The sequence below is a fragment of the Nonomuraea sp. NPDC048892 genome (genome assembly GCF_040649735.1).
GTDB lineage: Bacteria > Actinomycetota > Actinomycetes > Streptosporangiales > Streptosporangiaceae > Nonomuraea > Nonomuraea maheshkhaliensis.
Genome location: NZ_JBEZFZ010000006.1, coordinates 450,081 through 465,413 on the forward strand (window position 1 = coordinate 450,081; position 15,333 = coordinate 465,413).

Here is a 15,333-nt window from a genome sequence, read left to right on the forward strand (position 1 = left end):
TCAGGTTAATCCCTTTGTGAACCGATGCACAAAGTCGGCGGCGGTACGGTTGCTCCATGCATCGCATCACCTTGCTCGGCAAGCCCGGGTGTCACTTGTGTGACGACGCGCGCGAGGTCATCGCCAGGGTCGCGGGCGAGCTGGGCGTGCCGTGGGAGGAGGTCAGCATCGAGTCGTCGGCGGAGCTGACCGAGAAATACTGGGAGATGATCCCGGTGACGCTGATCGACGGGGTCCAGCACGACTTCTGGCGGGTAGACGAGGCCAGGCTGAGGGCCGCGCTCGAAACGTGACGGCCGGGGAGACGGGAGCCACGTTCGCAACGTGACGGCAGGCGGAACGGGAGCCGCGGTCAGTACGGGACGGTGGGCAGCGGCACCACCTTGGCGGCGTTGACGTCGAGCTCGATGACGTTGGTGGCCAGCACCATCGTCTGCCGCTCGTTGACGAACCGCTCCACGTGCGGCTGGCGCTGGTGGTCGCGGTAGGCGACCTCGTCGCGGTAGAGCTCGTAGACGATGCGCTGGAGCGGCGCCGACTTCACCGAGTGGCAGGCGTACACGAGCGTGTCGGGCTCGCCCCTGCGCACGGCCTCGACGGTCGCCTCGGCCAGCCGGTCGAACGCGTCGCCCGCGCCGTCCATGATGGTGAAGACGGTGAGCAGGCCGTAGATCGTGGGCGAGAGCCGCCCGGAGCCCGGCTGCTGCTGGGCGGGGGTGAAGACGTCGGCGCCGGGGAAGACCGCGCCGGTGCCGGGCGCCGACGGTGACAGAGTGTAGTCGGGCCGCGGGGGCGGCGCGCCGTTCATGATGTAGCCGGTCGAAGGCCCGGCGTCGGGCGGCGGCGCCATCCGGGCCGCGTAGTCGATCTCCTGGTCGCCCGCGCGGTATTCGGCCACCAGGTCCCCCAGACCCGACGCCCTGCGCGGTGGCGGGGGCGACATCTCGGCCGCCTGCATCGGCTCGGGCATGCCCCTGCGCCCGCCGCCGCCCGGCATCTCGTCGCGGAACATCGGGCGGTCGCCCGGCGGCTCGTCGCGGAACATGGGACGGTCGCCAGGTGTCATCTGGCGCTCGTCCAGCGGCATGGGGCGCTCGTCGCGCGGGGCGCGGTCGCCGCGCGGCATCCGTTCGTCACGCGGCACCCGTTCCTCGCGGCGCTGAGAGCGCTCCTCGCGGCGCGAGAGGCGCTCGTCGCCGTCGGGACCGAAGTCGTCCTCGTCGTCGTCCTCGTACGGCGCCAGCGGCCTCAGCACGGTGTACCAGACCGCCGCTCCCGCCACCGCCAGCAACGCGGTCGTGAACAGCGGCGGCACCGCGAACCGCATCGCCCCCACGAGCGCCAGCCCCGACGGCACGATGACCACGGTCGCGTGCAGGTTGTCGGTGTCGTATTCGTCGCCGTTGCGCCACTTGATCCCGGCCACCACCAGCATCGCCAGCATGAGGAGCACGGCCACGGCGTGCACGGCGATCAGCAGGTAGCCGGGAAAGAGGTTCCAGTGGTTGGACGCGGCCGGCAGCGACCTGCCCATCTCCTCGTTCTTCAGCGGGTCCCACACCATGATGACCACGCTCACGAAGCTCAGCGCGATGCCCGCCAGCCACGCCAGGAACCTCGGCGGAGCCTTCTCCGACAGCAGCTGCACCAGCCCGACCGCCAGCCACAGCGGCGCCAGCAACGATCCCGTCACCTGATAGATGCGGAAAGTGACGCCGCCGAAGCCGATGAGGTAGCCGAGGCCGATCACGCCCAACGCGAGACAGAGCGCCACGACTGCAACGGTCCAGGCGACAAGCCATCCCTCAGGGTCGTCGCGCAGCCGTTGGATCAGGGCACCGGCCGCGACGGCGGCCAGGAGCGCGCCGGCGAAAGCTATGACAGCAACGAGGATCTCCATGGTGACTCCAATGCTGCCGGACGATGCCTCCCAGCCGGTAGCCGAAGAGGGAACGGGTCGGTCCAACACGGTATCTGCCGATTACGCCTAGTCATGCCATCACGCTGTGGATTGTGGAATTTCCGGTTGATTTCTAGAGTGTTCGAGCACGCCGCACCCCTTACCCCTAGGGATACCGGATGCCTGACTCGTCGCCGTTCGCCGGGCTGCTCGCTCCAGCCGTCGCTGGACCTGCCCGGACGGGCGAGCTCGTCGTGCACGAAGATGTGCCCGACGACCTCCGCACGCTGGTGATGCACGCCAAGAACGGATGCACGCAATCCTTTGGCACGCTCTACGACCGCTACGTCGACCTCGTCTACCGCTACATCTACTTCCGGGTGGGCTCCCACCCGCTGGCGGAGGACCTCACCAGTGAGACCTTCCTGCGCGCGCTGCGCCGGATCGGCGACTTCACCTGGCAGGGCCGCGACTTCGGCGCCTGGCTCGTGACCATCGCGAGAAACCTGGTGACCGACCACTTCAAGTCGGGTCGCTACCGGCTGGAGGTCACCACGGGAGAGGTGATCGACGTCCCGCTCGACGGCTCCCACATCCCCGAGAACGCCGTGGTCACGGCCATCATCAACGACCGGGTGCTGCGTGCCGTACGCGATCTCAATCCCGAACAACAGGAGTGCGTCGTCCTGCGCTTCCTGCACGGCCTCTCGCTCGCGGAAACCGCGCTGATCATGGGGAAGAAGAGTGGAGCGATCAAAGCGCTGCAGTTCCGGGCCGTACGGTCGCTGGCCAGGGCTCTCAAGCACGACCTGGCGTAACCTACGCCGACCGCGCGTCGTTAGGCCATTGTCACGAGCGGGAAGGTCCGGGAGCCGGCATGAGTAGTGCGCGCAGGCGGCGGGAGCGCGTGCTCGATCACCTCACCGAACTCCAGGAGCTGCCGTTCGGCGCTCCCGAGCCGGCCTTCAAGGAACGCCTGCGGGCGGAGCTGCTGTCGCTCGCCCAGGAGGCGGACGAGCCCGTCACCGAGCGCCCGCGCCGCCGCCCCGCGCGGCGCAGGCCGCTGCTGTCCCAGCTCGCCGCCGTGGGGCTGGTGGCGGCGATGATGGTCTCCTCCTTCGCCACCTACCAGTCGGTGCCGGGCGACTCGCTCTACCCGCTCAAGCGCGCCGCCGAGACCACGCTCGTCCGGCTCAGCTCGGGCGCGGAACGTGGCGAGCGCGAGCTCGACTCGGCCAAGACCCGCGCCAAGGAGGTCGCCACCCTGCTCGGCTCCACCACCGCCGACGCCCCGCTGATCAACAAGACGCTGAAGGACATGGAGGACTCGACGCGCGCGGGCATCGAACGCCTCGAACGGACCGAGCCGCGCTCCCCGAAGATCAAGAAGTTCGCGCGGGATCAGCAGGAGGTCGTCGAACCCATGTTGGACCAGCTCGGAGAGGCCGACCTGGCCCGCGCGGAGGACTATCTCGACTACATCGAAGGTCTGGTCGCGCCCGAGTAGGTAAGTAAGCTGAAGCCCATGTGGCGGCTTATGCGACGACGACAGGAAGTGCAGCCCGAGGTCGCAGGCGAGGCCGCGGCGCAGGCGGCGGTCACGGTCGCGCCGATCACGCCGGTCGAGCCCAATCTGGAGGCCGCGGCCTTCTTCGACGTGGACAACACGATGATGCGCGGCGCCTCGATCTACCACTTCGCCAGAGGGCTGGCCACACGCGGGCTGTTCACGACGTCCGACCTGTTCAAGTTCGCCGTGGGGCAGGCGGTGTTCCGGCTGCGCGGCAACGAGAATCCCGAGCACATCGCGGTGGCCAGGGAGACCGCGCTGGCCTTCGTGGCCGGGGCCAAGGTGGACGACGTCGTACGCCTCGGCGAGGAGATCTACGACGAGGTGATGGCCGACCGCATCTGGGGCGGCACCCGGCTGCTCGCCCAGAGCCACCTCGACGCCGGCCAGCGGGTCTGGCTCGTCACCGCCACCCCTGTCGAGCTGGCCAGGGTCATCGCGCAGCGGCTCGGCCTGACGGGCGCGCTCGGCACCGTCGCCGAGACCAGCAACGGCGTCTACACCGGGCGGCTGGTCGGCGACCTGCTCCACGGCCCCGCCAAGGCGGAGGCGGTGCGCGCGCTGGCCCGCAGGGAGGGGCTCGACCTGACGCGCTGCACCGCCTACAGCGACTCGGCCAACGACCTGCCGATGTTGTCCCTGGTCGGCGAGGCCGTGGCGATCAACCCCGACAGCGAGCTGCGCGAGCACGCCAGGAAGCACGACTGGCCGATCAGGGACTTCCGCACCGGGCGCAAGGCCACGATGACGGCGCTGCCCATCGCGGCCGGCGTGGGGGCGCTCGCGGGCGGGGTGGCGGCGGGCATCGCCCTGCGCCGCCACTACCGCGGCCGCGCCTGAGACCGCGCCCGGGACTGGGACTGAGGCGCCCCTCCCCTGGGGGCGCCCCATGGACCTCCCCGCCCGGGGAGGCTCCGCTCCTACTTCAGCGGCGCTCCTACTTCAGCGACGCGAACAGCCTGCCCGCCTCCGGCTGCTTCCACTGCAGCCGGTTGCGGTCCTCAGGATGCTCGGCCGTGGGCACCACCGTGAGGCTGACCTTGGTCTCCGCGAGCTGGATGGCCAGCGCGTACATCTCCTCCACGGTGAGGTCCGTCTTCACCGTCCTGCGCATCACCCCGAGGAATTCCTGGAGCTTGCCCGGGTCCGCGACGGCCGCCTGCGCCTTCTTCAGCAGCGCCATGACGACCGTGCGCTGCCGTTTGATCCTGGACAGGTCGGAGCCGTCGTCCCCGTAGTAACGCAGCCGTACGTACCCGAGGGCCTTCTCGCCGTCGAGCACTTGCTCGCCCGCGGGCAGGCGCAGCTTGGCCTTCGGCTCGTTCACAGGCTTCGGCACCTTGACGGTGACGCCGCCGAGCGCGTCCACCATGTCCTCGAACCCGGCGAAGTCCACCGCCATCGTGTGGTGCAGCGGCAGGCCGGTCAGCTTCTCCAGCGTCTTCTTGAGGCACGCGGCGCCGCCCTCGTCGTACAGCGAGTTGATCATGACGGTCCTGGCCGGGCCGGACGTGCACGGCGCGGCCCGCACCAGCGAGTCGCGCGGGACGCTGACCGCGGTGGCCCGGCTCCTGTCGGCCGGCATGTGGACGACGATGATGGTGTCGGCGCGCTGGCCCCCGTCCTGGCTCCGCGGGCCGTACTTCGCGTTGCCCTCGCCCTTGCGGGTGTCCGAGCCGATCAGCAGCACATTCATGGCGCCGCTCACGTCCACCGCCTCGCCCCCGGCCGGCGGTCCCGCCAGGTTCGCCAGGTGGCGCGGCGAGACGAGCACCGTGGGCACCGCGACCGCGCAGACCGTCGCGACCGCGACGAGGCCGGCCGTCCACCACGCGTTCCAGCGGCGGCGGGGCCGGTCCTGCAGGTAGCGCGTGCGCTGGCGGACGAGCGTGGGCGGCGGCCCGTGCTCCAGCTCGGCCCCGAGGTCGCGGAGCAGCTTCAGGTCGTCCATCGTCACTCCTCCTCCATGGGGTTGGTGTCGCCGAGCGCGGCGCGTACTTTCCGCCTGCCCCGGTTGAGGCGGGAACGTACGGTCCCGACGGGGATGCCGAGCGCCCGCGCGACCTCCTCGTACGTGAGATCGCCCCAGGCGATCAGCAGCAGCACGTCGCGGTCCTTGGCGGGCAGCGCGGCCAGAGCGCCGGCCAGCTCACCGCGGACGGCCTGGGCGCTCACCCCGGCCGCCACCCGGTCCGCGGGCGACTCCACCTCGGACTCGACGGGGGCGCGCAGGAGGGCCCGGTAACGCGTCGCCTCGGAGCGATGGTGCCGGGCGATCAGCTTGGTCAGGATGCCGAACAGCCACGGCCTGGCGTCCGGGTAGGCCAGGTCGTAGCTCCTCCTCCTGGAGAAGGCGATCAGGAACGTCTCACCGACGAGGTCCTCGGCCGGCCCGGGGCCGAGGCGTTTGGAGACGTACCTGTAGAGCATGGCGGAGTAGCGGTCGAAGAGCTCGGCGAACGCCTCGGGGTCGGTCCACGAGGCGCTCACCAGCTCGGAGTCCACTCCCCTGACGGCGGGTTGCGTGATCATCTCCGCCCTTCTGTGGGGGATCGGTCACGGATGTCTCTCCACAACCCGCCCAGCGGGTTCAGATCTCCTTGAGCTGGCCCCCGTCGATGACGAACTCGGCGCCGGCCGTGCCGCCGGAGCGGGGCGAGGCCAGCAGCGCGACCGCGTCGGCGATCTCCTGCGGGTGCACGAGCCGGCCGGTGGTCAGGTTCATCATCGCAGGGGCCACATCCTTGATCACGCTGTCCCTGTCGGAGCCGACGAAGCCGGCGAACACCTCGGCGGCGCCGCCGTCCTTGGTCCACCAGTCCGTCAGCACGGGACCCGGCGAGACGGTGTTGACCCGGATCCCGCGCGGCCCGAACTCCTCGGACAGGGACTTGCCGATCGCCAGCACGGCCGCCTTGGCGGCGCCGTAGTCGACGTTCATGGCGCTCGGCTGCCTGGCCATGGTGGAGGACAGGTTGACGATCGAGCCCTCGCCCCGCTCCAGCATCACCGGGAGCGCGGCGCGGATCATCCGGACGACCGCGAACAGGTTGAACTCGAACATCTCCCGCCAATCGGCGTCGTCGGGCGTCAGGAACCCGGCGCGCGGCAGCGTCACGCCTGGCGGCGGGCCGCCGGCGTTGTTGACCAGGATGTCCACCCCGCCGAACTCCTCGACCGCGTGCGCGACGACCTGAGCGGGCGCCTGCGGGTCCATCAGGTCCACCGCGACGTGGCTCACCTTCGCGTCGGGGACGGTACGGGAGGCGGCGACCACGTGGGCACCCTCCTCAGCCAGGGTGCGGGCGACGGCCAGGCCGATGCCCTTGGACGCGCCGGTGACGACGGCGACGCGGCCGGAAAGCTGCAGATCCATGAGGGTTGTCCCTTTCGGTGTTCAGTCGATCGATCCGCAGAACACCGCCAGGGGCTGTCCGGTTGCACCCGGTCTTCGGCCGGCCTGTCAGAGGAAGGGCGGGAAGGCGTGGCCCCTGCGCAGCCGCAGCTCGTTGAGCAGCTGCTGGATGACCTCGCGTACGTGGTCGGTGAGGTTGAAGACCAGCATGGGGTCGTCGGCGGCCGACGGGTCGTACTCGTCGGTCCTGATCGGCTCGCCGAACTCGATCATCCACTTCGACGGCAGCGGCACCAGGCCGAGCGGCCCGAGCAGCGGGAAGAACGGGGTGATCGGCAGGTAGGGCAGGCCCAGCAGCCTGGCCACCGTCTTCAGATCGCCGATCTTGGGATAGATCTCCTCGGCCCCCACGATCGCGGTGGGCACGATGGGCACCCCGGCCCTGATGGCGGAGGCCACGAAGCCGCCGCGGCCGAAGCGCTGGAGCTTGTAGCGCTCGGAGAAGGGCTTGCCGACGCCCTTGAAGCCCTCGGGGAACACCCCGACCAGCTCACCCTTGCGCAGCAGCCGGTCGGCGTCCTCGGGGCAGGCCAGCGTGTGGCCGGTCTTGCGGGCCAGGTGGCTGAGGAAGGGAAGCTGGTAGACCAGGTCGGCGCCGAGCAGCCGCAGCGCCCGGCCGGCCTCGTCGTGCAGGGCGACCTGAAGCATCAGCGCGTCCATCGGCAGCGTCCCCGAGTGGTTGGCCACGATCAGGGCGCCGCTGTCGTCGGGGATGTTCTTCAGCTCGACGGGCTCGACCCTGAACCAGTGGTTGTAGAGCGGCCTGATGAGCTCCAGGACGACCTTGTCGGTCAGCTCGGGGTCGTAGCCGAACTCGTCGACCTCGTAGTCGCCGGTCACGCGCCGGCGCAGGAAGGCCAGCAGCCTGGCCATGGGGTCGGGCTCCTCGAACGAGGGCGCCGCGCTGATGGGGATCACCCGGCCCTCCTCCTGGGGAACGCTCAAGGCCGGGCACCTCCCAGCGGCCGCAGCTCGTGGGAGCGCAGGAAGTCGTCGAAGGCCGCGCCGGTGGTGTACTTGGGCTTCCAGCCCAGCTCGGCCTCCAGCCTGGCGGTGTCGACCGCGCGGCCGTGGCACAGCAGCCTGACCTGCTCGGGCGAGTATTCGACCAGCCCGATCCGGCGCACGGCTCCGCCGAGCACCTTGAAGGCGGACGAGGGCAGCGGCAGTGTCGGCCGCCCCGCCCTGCGCGCGCACTGCGACAGCAGCAGCACGCCGGCCCCGGCCACGTTGAACGTGCCGGGGTGATGCTCGGTGGCCATCCGGCGCAACACCTCGACCGCGTCATCCTCGTGGATGAACTGCAGCCGCGGGTCGAAGCCGAACACGCTCGGCAGCACCGGCTGGGTGAAGTAACGCGTCAGCGGCGAGTCGACGCCTGGGCCCATGAAGTTGGCGAAGCGCAGCAACGACACCGTCACGTCGGGACGGCGCCGCGCGAAACCCCGCACGTAGCCCTCGACCTCGGCCGCGTCCTTGGCGTAACCGTGGACGGGGCCGTCGTGGGGCTCCAGATCCTCGGTGAACACCGCCGGATCGCGGGGCGACGAGCCGTAGACGGCGGTGGTGGAACGCACCACCACACGTCGCACGGTCGCCGACCGCTGGCACGCACCGAGCAACTGCATGGTGCCGATGACGTTGTGCTCTTTCATCGCGGCCCTGCCACCACTCCGCGAGGGAGCGCTGACGAGGCTCATGTGCACAACGGTGTCGATGTCCGCGGCCGCGATCACCTGAGCGATGTCGGGGCTGCGCAGATCCACCCGGACGAACTCCGTCCGGCCGAGGGAGCTGTCACCGTCCCGCGTCAGCGAGGGGGGCGGTACGGTGTCCACTCCGATGACACGGCTGATGTCCGGGTCTGCCGCCAGGGCACTCGCCACCCGGGCGCCTATGTGGCGCGAGACCCCGGTGACAAGCACGGTGTGGGTCATCAGCGCCTCGCAGCTGCGTCGGTTACTTCTTGTTGCGCCGCTGGATGCGCGTCTTCTTGAGCAGCTTGCGGTGCTTCTTCTTAGCCATCCGCTTGCGGCGCTTTTTGATCACAGAGCCCACGGGACCCCCAGGTACTGATAGCAAGTCTGAATCGATGTGCGAGCGCACACCGGCTCACAGACTACCGGCGATCCACGGTAGATCGCCCATCGGGGGGCGAGAGCCCGGTCGCATCAGCGGCAACCGGGCCTCTCCCGCGACAGCATTCACGACACGACCGGGCGTGTCGCTACATCAACCTGCCTCGATGTAGGCCTCCCGCAGATAGTCGTGTACCGCCTGCTCAGGCACCCTGAACGAGCGGCCGACTCTGATGGCCGGCAGCTCGCCGGAGTGGACGAGCCGGTACACCGTCATCTTGGACACCCTCATGACCGTCGCCACTTCTGCGACGGTCAGGAACTTCACCTCGCTGAGAGGTCTTTCGCCTGCAGCCATCGGACGCCTCTTCCGCACGTGTTTCCGGGTTATCCCCACTGGTGCCATTGCTCACGCACGTGTACTGCCGTCAGCGTAAGTCGGGACTCCGAGTGCGCAAACCCCCTATTTTCTCAGTCGCCGGAGCCGCCTGTCAGCCGAACCAGCAAAAACGCTGGCCAGCAGCCCGGCCGAGCACCTCACTCGGACGTTGGAACTGTCCAAGTTGCCACACATAAGAGTCGCCGGAGCCCTGTCAAAAGTTGGCAAAGGGACAGCGAGCCTCTTGGAATGCAGGCGCGAAAAGACGGTATGGGGATGACCGAATTAGACGGGAAGGGCTTGTGAGACTCTTGTGACCAACCGCTCGGTCAACGGAGCGTAGTAGCGGGGTAGCACGTTGTCGTCGAGTGGTACGACCACGTCAATCTTGCCCTCCGCCTCACCGACGAAGAGCCCGGGGTCGTTGCAGTCGGCGAAGGCCACAGTCGGCACACCCGCCTCTCCGGCCGCTCCCGCCCAGCCGTGGTCGGCGATCACGAGGTCGGGAAGGTCGCCGCCGAGCTCGTCGAGCATGTGCCGCATCGGGTCGGCGTCGTGGGTGTGCACCAGCGCGCCCTTGTCGTCGAGCATGGCGACGTCCTGGAGGTAGCGGATCCGCCGCGGCCGACCGAAACCCGATCCCGCGTACGTCCATCCCTCGCCGGGCGTCAGCAGCCGCGCGCCCTTCGCCACGCAGAGGGCCGCCAGCGGCAGGTGCACGGCCAGCAGGCCGGTGGGGTGGCCGGTGGCGAACAGGATCCGCGCGCCCGGCCGGGCCAGCACCGCGGCGATGCGCTCGGCCATCGCGTCGATCGCGTCGATCGTCAGCTCGGGGTCGATGGTGTCCTGGCCCCAGCGGTGGCTCGGGTCGGCGACCACGCCGGCGGACTTCGCCATCAGCGCCAGGATGTCGCGGTAGGACCACGGCTGCTCGAACGTCAGGCCCAGCGCGTAGTAGGCGTCGCCGTTGGCCAGACTGCTGTAGTGGTCGAGGTTGTTCTCGCGGGAGGTCGCGACGTCACCCGCGATGCGGGTCTGGACAAGCTGTTCACGGAGTTCGTCGCGACTGAGCACTGCATCTTCCTCGTCAGGGCATCGGATCGAGGCCGTGCAGGGGGAACACCGCGTGCCGGGTCGCCATGACCGCACGGTCAATGGGGTCCGCAGGATCATAACCATCAGAGAAGTGATGAAATTCCGGTTTGCGCCCATCCGTCATGGTGAGCGGTGGCGTCTCCCCCGTCCGCTCGCGGACGAACCGGCGCCATTCCTCGCTCGTCGGCGTGGCCGGATCGATCGGATGACCTGCCGCCTCGGCGATGAGATGGGTCCAGATCCTCGGCACCACCTGGACCAGCTCGTAGCCGCCTCCGCCGGTCGCCAGCCACCGGCCGCCGGCCGTCTCGTGGGCCAGGCGGTGCAGGGCGGCGTACGCGGCCCGCTGGCCGTCCACGCTGAGCATCAGGTTGGCCAGGGGGTCGAGCGCGTGGCTGTCGCAGCCGTGCTGGGTCACCAGGATCTCCGGCCCGAACTCGCGCAGCAGCGGCGGCACGACCGCGTCGAAGGCACGCAGCCAGCCGGAGTCGCCACAGCCCGCCGGCAGCGCGACGTTGACGGCCGTGCCCTCGGCGCCGGTCTCCTGGGGGAAGCCCGTGCCGGGGAACAGCGTGCGCGGGCTCTCATGAAGGCTGATCGTCAGGACTCTGGGGTCGTCGTAGAACGCCGCCTGCACGCCGTCGCCGTGGTGGACGTCGACGTCCACGTACGCGATCCGGCCCACGCCCCGCTCCAGCAGCCAGGCGATGGCCAGCGCCGGATCGTTGTAGACGCAGAACCCGCTGGCCGAGGCGGCCATCGCGTGGTGCAGCCCGCCCGCGATGTTGAGCGCGTGCTCGGCCGAGCCCTCCCAGACGGCGCGGGCGGCGGCCAGCGTGGCGCCGGCGATCAGCGCGGAGGCCTCGTGGACGCCCTTGAACGCGGGGTTGTCGGTCGTGCCCAGGCCGACGCTCAAATCGGCCCGGCCCGAGGCGGACACGCGCTTGACGGCCTCGATGTAGGGGCGCTCGTGGACCAGGGCCAGCTCGTCGTCACTCGCGGGCTCACAGCCGGCCAGGTCGACCTTGTCGAGCACACCGAGCTCGCGGGCCAGGGCCATGGTCAGCTCGACGCGCACGGGGGCGAGCGGATGGCTCGGGCCGAAGTCGTAGGAGATGAGAGCGTCGTCCCAGATCACCCGCGCCGACCGGCTCATGCCCACCCCTCCACACGCTGCCCTCGCCTTGGCGCCGACGTTACCGCAGCCACGGACCTCCTGTTGTGGCACGGGTCCGGCGCCGCCGCCGACGGTGGGAAACGTCCGAGCTCCACCCAGAAGTCGTGACTTATGGTGTTTATCGTGCGCATCGCGCGGATCTTTCGGAAGATCGGGCGGATCCCCAGATTCTTCAGACGTCCGGTCGTCTTCGACCGGACGCTGGTGATCGTGCTGGCCCTGCCCGCACTCATCGGACCTCTGCTGATGATCGCCCAGGGCCAGTGGTGGTTCCAGGCCGCCACCCTGCACTACCTGCTCGGAACGGCGCTGCTGCTCATGCGCCGCCGCCGCCCGATGCCGACCGTCGCACTGGTCATCGCCGTGGACGCGGTGTTCATCCTGAGCGGGGCCGTGGACAACACCAACATCCCCACGCTCGTCGCCCTGTACAGCCTGGGCCGCTACACCAGCGGCCGGACCACCGCGATCGCCTCGGCGGCGGCGTGCCTCGCCGGCGCCACCGTCATGACGTTCGGCGTGGACGGGCAGGGGCTCTGGCTGGTGTCCCTGTTCACCGTCGGCGCCACCGTGGGCCTCGGCCAGCTCGTCCGGCTGCGGGCCGAGCTCAAGGACCGGGGCATGCGCGAGGCCGCCGACGCCGCTGTCAGGGCCGAGCGGCGGCGCATCGCCAGGGAGCTGCACGACGTGGTGGCGCACCACATCACGGTGATCAACGCCCTGGTCGGCGGCGCGCGGGCGACGCTGCCGCCGGAGCAGGAGGTCACCAGGAACGCCCTGGAGAGCGCCGAGCAGACCGCCAGGCAGGCCATGTCGGAGATGCGCCGCCTGCTCGACGTGCTGAGGGCCGACGGCCACGAGGGCCCCGACGCGGCGACCGGGGTCGGCGCGGAACGGCTGCCCGCGCTGATCAAGGAGGCGAGGTCGGCGGGGTTACCGGCCAGCCTGACCGTGACGGGCGAGCCGGTCGCGCTGCCCGCCACCGTGGACCACGCGGTCTACCGGATCGTGCAGGAGGCGCTGACGAACACGCGCAAGCACGCCGTCAGCGCCAGAGCCAGCGTCCTGCTCGCCTACCAGCCCGCCGCCGTGGAGGTCGAGGTGCTCGACGACGGCCTGACGAAGGGCCAGGGCACGCCGGGGTTCGGGCTCGGCGGCATGGCCGAGCGGGTGGCCCTGTGCGGGGGCCAGCTGTCCACCGGCCCGCGCCAGGAGGGCGGATTCCGCGTGCACGCCCGCATCCCGCTGGAGACGACATGACCGCCGCGAATCCCGCCGCGGACCCCATCGAAGTGCTCCTGGTCGACGATCACGAGCTGGTGCGCAAGGGCTTCAGGCTCATGCTCGACGCCCAGCCCGACCTGAGCGTGGTCGGCGAGGCGGGCGACGGCGAGCGGGCGGTGCACCTGAGCCGGCGGCTGCGGCCCGACGTGGTGCTGATGGACCTGCACATGCCGGGCATGGACGGCGTGCGCGCGACCGAGCTGATCACCGCGGAACTGCCCGGCGTGCGGGTGCTCGCGCTGAGCACGTTCGACCTGGACGAGAACGTGGTCGCGGCGCTGCGCGCGGGCGCGGACGGTTTCCTGCCCAAGGACGTCTCCCCCGAGGAACTGATCGAGGGCGTACGCGTGGTGCACCGGGGCGAGTCGGCCGTCGCACCGCGCCTGCTGACCCGGCTCATCGGCACCTTCGTCCGCACCTCGCCCCCGCGCCAGGCGCCCGCCGCGCTGACCGGGCTCACGGAGCGCGAGCGGGAGATCCTCGTGCTGATCGCCCGGGGCAGGTCGAACGCGGAGATCGCGGCCGGCCTGTCCGTCTCCCCCTCGACCGTGAAGAACCACGTGACGAGCCTGTTCGCCAAGATCGGCGTGCGGGACCGGGCCCAGGCCGTGATCGTCGCGTACGAGGCGGGCTTGATCCACCCAGGAGAGTAGGACCAGGGTCCTAGATCGCGGCTCCGCGAACGGTCCCGGGGCAGGAAGAAACCGGCGCCGTACGACGGCACGCTGTGACCATGACCGCTATCCGGGCAACGAACCTGAGCAAGCGCTACGGCGGCACCGTCGCCGTGGCGGATCTGTCGTTCGACGTCGAGCCGGGTCAGGTGACCGGCTTCCTCGGACCCAACGGCGCAGGGAAATCGACCACGATGCGCATGATCCTCGGCCTCGACCGGCCCTCGGGCGGTTCGGTGCTCGTAGGCGGGCGGCCGTACGCGGAACTGAGGCATCCCCTGCGCAAGGTCGGCGCGCTGCTGGACGCCAAAGCCGTGCACGGCGGGCGCAGCGCCCGCAACCACCTGCTCGCCATCGCGCAGAGCAACGGCATCCCCTCCTCCCGCGTGGGCGAGGTGCTGGAGGCCGTGGGCCTGGGCGAGGTCGCCGGGCGGCGGGTCGGCGGGTTCTCGCTGGGCATGTCGCAGCGGCTGGGCATCGCCGCGGCGCTGCTCGGCGACCCGGAGATCCTGCTGTTCGACGAGCCCGTCAACGGGCTCGACCCCGACGGCATCCTGTGGATCCGCACGTTCATGCGCAAGCTCGCGGCCGAGGGGCGGACGGTGTTCGTCTCCAGTCACCTCATGAGCGAGATGGCGCAGACCGCCGACCACCTGATCGTGATCGGCAAGGGGCGGCTCATCGCCGACACGAGCGTGGCCGAGTTCATCGGGCGCAGCTCCCAGGGCTACGTACGGGTCCGCTCGCCCCGGCTGGCCGAGGTCGCCGACCTGGTGAAAGTGGGCGAGCTGCATCCCGACCACCTGCGGGTCACCGCGATGAGCACGCTGGAGATCGGCACGCTCACCGCGCGGGCCGGCATTCCGCTGGAGGAGCTGACGTTCGTGCGTCCCTCGCTCGAAGCGGCGTACATGGAGCTGACCAAGGACAGCCTGGAGTTCTCCTCATGACCGACATCCTCAGGTCCGAATGGACCAAGATCCGCTCTGTACGCTCGACGGTCTGGACGCTGGTCGCCACCGCGATCCTGCTGATCGGCCTCGGCGCGCTCATCGTCGCCGCGCAGAAGGGCAGCACCGACGGGCCGATCACCGGCCAGGACGCGATCCAGCTGAGCCTGGTGGGCAACATGTTCGCCTCACTGGCCATGGCCACGCTGGGCGTGCTGGTGATCTCCAGCGAATATCGCACGGGAGGCATCCGCACCTCGCTCATGGCCGTGCCCAGGCGGCTGCGGCTGCTCACCGGCAAGATCGTCGTCTTCACCGCGTTGGGGCTGGTCGTCTCGGCGGCCGCGTCGGCCGTCGCGATCCTGGTGGGCGTGCTCATCGCTCAGCCGCCGTCGGTCGATCCTGGCGCGGTCGCGGGGGCGGCGCTCGGGTCAGCGCTCTACCTGACCGCCTGCGGCCTGTTCGGGCTGGGGCTCGGCGTCCTGATCCGGCACACGCCCGGGGCCATCGTGTCGGCCATCGCGCTGATGCTGGTGCTGCCGCAGCTGATGTACCAGTTGCCGGGGCAGTGGGGCAGGACCGTGGCCGACTACTTCACCACCAACGCCGGCATGCTGATCGTGATGCCCGTCCGGGGCGAGGGCGCGCTGGGGCCGTGGAGCGGGTTCGGCGTCTACCTGGTGTGGATCGCCGTCACCGTCGCCGCGGGCGCCGTGCTGCTGCAGCGCCGCGACGCCTGAGCCGTCCCCTGCCTCGGACTGCTGTGGCGCCGCGACGCCTGAGCCGCTCTCCCGCCTGAGGCTGCCGCGGC

The 15,333-nt window shown here is 70.3% G+C and carries 18 protein-coding genes; 8 read left to right on the top strand and 10 right to left on the bottom strand.

Going from position 1 to position 15,333, the window contains the following annotated elements; all coding sequences use genetic code 11:
* The first annotated feature begins 56 nt into the window (after positions 1 to 56).
* Complete coding sequence (locus tag AB0C28_RS23285; protein WP_357846357.1) at positions 57 to 293, top strand: glutaredoxin family protein; 237 nt, start codon at positions 57 to 59, stop codon at positions 291 to 293.
* A 59-nt stretch (positions 294 to 352) separates the two neighbouring features.
* Here AB0C28_RS23285 and AB0C28_RS23290 read toward each other — a convergent pair whose 3' ends face one another.
* Positions 353 to 1,900, bottom strand: a complete 1,548-nt coding sequence (locus AB0C28_RS23290) for an antibiotic biosynthesis monooxygenase (RefSeq protein ID WP_358077189.1) — start codon at positions 1,898 to 1,900, stop codon at positions 353 to 355.
* Positions 1,901 to 2,079: 179 nt separating this feature from the next.
* Between AB0C28_RS23290 and AB0C28_RS23295 the strand changes: the two genes are divergently transcribed.
* Genes AB0C28_RS23295 through AB0C28_RS23305 form a run of 3 tightly spaced genes read left to right on the top strand, consistent with a single transcriptional unit; the run spans position 2,080 to position 4,310 of the window.
* Entirely contained in the window at positions 2,080 to 2,718 is a 639-nt protein-coding gene (locus AB0C28_RS23295; RefSeq protein WP_346100953.1) for a sigma-70 family RNA polymerase sigma factor, read from the top strand.
* Between the two features lie 59 nt (positions 2,719 to 2,777).
* Positions 2,778 to 3,407 carry a DUF5667 domain-containing protein gene (locus tag AB0C28_RS23300; RefSeq protein ID WP_357846361.1) on the top strand — a complete coding sequence of 210 codons (630 nt, stop codon included), beginning with the start codon at positions 2,778 to 2,780 and terminating at the stop codon, positions 3,405 to 3,407.
* A gap of 30 nt (positions 3,408 to 3,437) precedes the next feature.
* Positions 3,438 to 4,310, top strand: a complete 873-nt coding sequence (locus tag AB0C28_RS23305; RefSeq protein WP_358077191.1) for an HAD-IB family hydrolase — start codon at positions 3,438 to 3,440, stop codon at positions 4,308 to 4,310.
* A gap of 97 nt (positions 4,311 to 4,407) precedes the next feature.
* On the opposite strand, the gene AB0C28_RS23310 is transcribed toward AB0C28_RS23305, so the two are convergent.
* The 9 genes from AB0C28_RS23310 to AB0C28_RS23350 form a co-directional block, all read right to left on the bottom strand.
* Positions 4,408 to 5,421, bottom strand: coding sequence for an LCP family protein (locus AB0C28_RS23310; protein ID WP_358077194.1), 1,014 nt, complete (start codon positions 5,419 to 5,421; stop codon positions 4,408 to 4,410).
* A 2-nt stretch (positions 5,422 to 5,423) separates the two neighbouring features.
* Positions 5,424 to 6,002 carry an RNA polymerase sigma factor gene (locus AB0C28_RS23315; RefSeq protein ID WP_346100949.1) on the bottom strand — a complete coding sequence of 193 codons (579 nt, stop codon included), beginning with the start codon at positions 6,000 to 6,002 and terminating at the stop codon, positions 5,424 to 5,426.
* 58 nt (positions 6,003 to 6,060) lie between these two features.
* Positions 6,061 to 6,846 carry an SDR family oxidoreductase gene (locus AB0C28_RS23320; protein ID WP_358077197.1) on the bottom strand — a complete coding sequence of 262 codons (786 nt, stop codon included), beginning with the start codon at positions 6,844 to 6,846 and terminating at the stop codon, positions 6,061 to 6,063.
* A gap of 87 nt (positions 6,847 to 6,933) precedes the next feature.
* The gene (locus tag AB0C28_RS23325) at positions 6,934 to 7,758 is read right to left on the bottom strand and encodes a lysophospholipid acyltransferase family protein (RefSeq protein ID WP_346101066.1); all 825 of its coding nucleotides are present in this window, start codon (positions 7,756 to 7,758) and stop codon (positions 6,934 to 6,936) included.
* Positions 7,759 to 7,826: 68 nt separating this feature from the next.
* Positions 7,827 to 8,822: an NAD-dependent epimerase/dehydratase family protein gene (locus AB0C28_RS23330; RefSeq protein ID WP_358077200.1), complete on the bottom strand. Its 996-nt coding sequence runs from the start codon at positions 8,820 to 8,822 to the stop codon at positions 7,827 to 7,829.
* Between the two features lie 22 nt (positions 8,823 to 8,844).
* Positions 8,845 to 8,943 carry an AURKAIP1/COX24 domain-containing protein gene (locus tag AB0C28_RS23335; protein ID WP_018654693.1) on the bottom strand — a complete coding sequence of 33 codons (99 nt, stop codon included), beginning with the start codon at positions 8,941 to 8,943 and terminating at the stop codon, positions 8,845 to 8,847.
* A 174-nt stretch (positions 8,944 to 9,117) separates the two neighbouring features.
* Positions 9,118 to 9,321 (bottom strand): helix-turn-helix domain-containing protein, encoded by a 204-nt coding sequence (locus AB0C28_RS23340; RefSeq protein ID WP_043629748.1) that lies wholly within the window; start codon positions 9,319 to 9,321, stop codon positions 9,118 to 9,120.
* 306 nt (positions 9,322 to 9,627) lie between these two features.
* Complete coding sequence (locus AB0C28_RS23345) at positions 9,628 to 10,416, bottom strand: phosphatase (RefSeq protein ID WP_357846372.1); 789 nt, start codon at positions 10,414 to 10,416, stop codon at positions 9,628 to 9,630.
* Positions 10,417 to 10,429: 13 nt separating this feature from the next.
* Entirely contained in the window at positions 10,430 to 11,593 is a 1,164-nt protein-coding gene (locus tag AB0C28_RS23350) for an acetoin utilization protein AcuC (protein WP_358077203.1), read from the bottom strand.
* Positions 11,594 to 11,737: 144 nt separating this feature from the next.
* Here AB0C28_RS23350 and AB0C28_RS23355 point away from each other — a divergent pair, with 144 nt between their 5' ends.
* The 4 genes from AB0C28_RS23355 (at position 11,738) to AB0C28_RS23370 (ending at position 15,262) form a co-directional block, all read left to right on the top strand.
* Positions 11,738 to 12,874 carry a histidine kinase gene (locus tag AB0C28_RS23355; RefSeq protein ID WP_357846376.1) on the top strand — a complete coding sequence of 379 codons (1,137 nt, stop codon included), beginning with the start codon at positions 11,738 to 11,740 and terminating at the stop codon, positions 12,872 to 12,874.
* On the top strand, positions 12,871 to 13,551 hold the full coding sequence (locus tag AB0C28_RS23360) for a response regulator transcription factor (RefSeq protein WP_357846378.1): 681 nt from the start codon (positions 12,871 to 12,873) through the stop codon (positions 13,549 to 13,551). Before AB0C28_RS23355 ends, AB0C28_RS23360 begins: the two co-directional genes overlap by 4 nt.
* Before the next feature lie 80 nt (positions 13,552 to 13,631).
* Positions 13,632 to 14,522: an ABC transporter ATP-binding protein gene (locus AB0C28_RS23365; protein ID WP_357846380.1), complete on the top strand. Its 891-nt coding sequence runs from the start codon at positions 13,632 to 13,634 to the stop codon at positions 14,520 to 14,522.
* Positions 14,519 to 15,262 (top strand): ABC transporter permease subunit, encoded by a 744-nt coding sequence (locus AB0C28_RS23370; RefSeq protein ID WP_357846382.1) that lies wholly within the window; start codon positions 14,519 to 14,521, stop codon positions 15,260 to 15,262. Before AB0C28_RS23365 ends, AB0C28_RS23370 begins: the two co-directional genes overlap by 4 nt.
* Positions 15,263 to 15,333: the final 71 nt, after the last annotated feature.

Coding starts and splice junctions, on each gene's coding strand:
- AB0C28_RS23285 (WP_357846357.1), top strand. CDS start 57: ATGCATCGCATCACCTTGCTCGGCAAGCCCGGGTGTCACTTGTGTGAC.
- AB0C28_RS23290 (WP_358077189.1), bottom strand. CDS start 1,900: ATGGAGATCCTCGTTGCTGTCATAGCTTTCGCCGGCGCGCTCCTGGCC.
- AB0C28_RS23295 (WP_346100953.1), top strand. CDS start 2,080: ATGCCTGACTCGTCGCCGTTCGCCGGGCTGCTCGCTCCAGCCGTCGCT.
- AB0C28_RS23300 (WP_357846361.1), top strand. CDS start 2,778: ATGAGTAGTGCGCGCAGGCGGCGGGAGCGCGTGCTCGATCACCTCACC.
- AB0C28_RS23305 (WP_358077191.1), top strand. CDS start 3,438: ATGCGACGACGACAGGAAGTGCAGCCCGAGGTCGCAGGCGAGGCCGCG.
- AB0C28_RS23310 (WP_358077194.1), bottom strand. CDS start 5,421: ATGGACGACCTGAAGCTGCTCCGCGACCTCGGGGCCGAGCTGGAGCAC.
- AB0C28_RS23315 (WP_346100949.1), bottom strand. CDS start 6,002: ATGATCACGCAACCCGCCGTCAGGGGAGTGGACTCCGAGCTGGTGAGC.
- AB0C28_RS23320 (WP_358077197.1), bottom strand. CDS start 6,846: ATGGATCTGCAGCTTTCCGGCCGCGTCGCCGTCGTCACCGGCGCGTCC.
- AB0C28_RS23325 (WP_346101066.1), bottom strand. CDS start 7,758: ATGGCCAGGCTGCTGGCCTTCCTGCGCCGGCGCGTGACCGGCGACTAC.
- AB0C28_RS23330 (WP_358077200.1), bottom strand. CDS start 8,822: ATGACCCACACCGTGCTTGTCACCGGGGTCTCGCGCCACATAGGCGCC.
- AB0C28_RS23340 (WP_043629748.1), bottom strand. CDS start 9,321: ATGGCTGCAGGCGAAAGACCTCTCAGCGAGGTGAAGTTCCTGACCGTC.
- AB0C28_RS23350 (WP_358077203.1), bottom strand. CDS start 11,593: ATGAGCCGGTCGGCGCGGGTGATCTGGGACGACGCTCTCATCTCCTAC.
- AB0C28_RS23360 (WP_357846378.1), top strand. CDS start 12,871: ATGACCGCCGCGAATCCCGCCGCGGACCCCATCGAAGTGCTCCTGGTC.
- AB0C28_RS23365 (WP_357846380.1), top strand. CDS start 13,632: ATGACCGCTATCCGGGCAACGAACCTGAGCAAGCGCTACGGCGGCACC.
- AB0C28_RS23370 (WP_357846382.1), top strand. CDS start 14,519: ATGACCGACATCCTCAGGTCCGAATGGACCAAGATCCGCTCTGTACGC.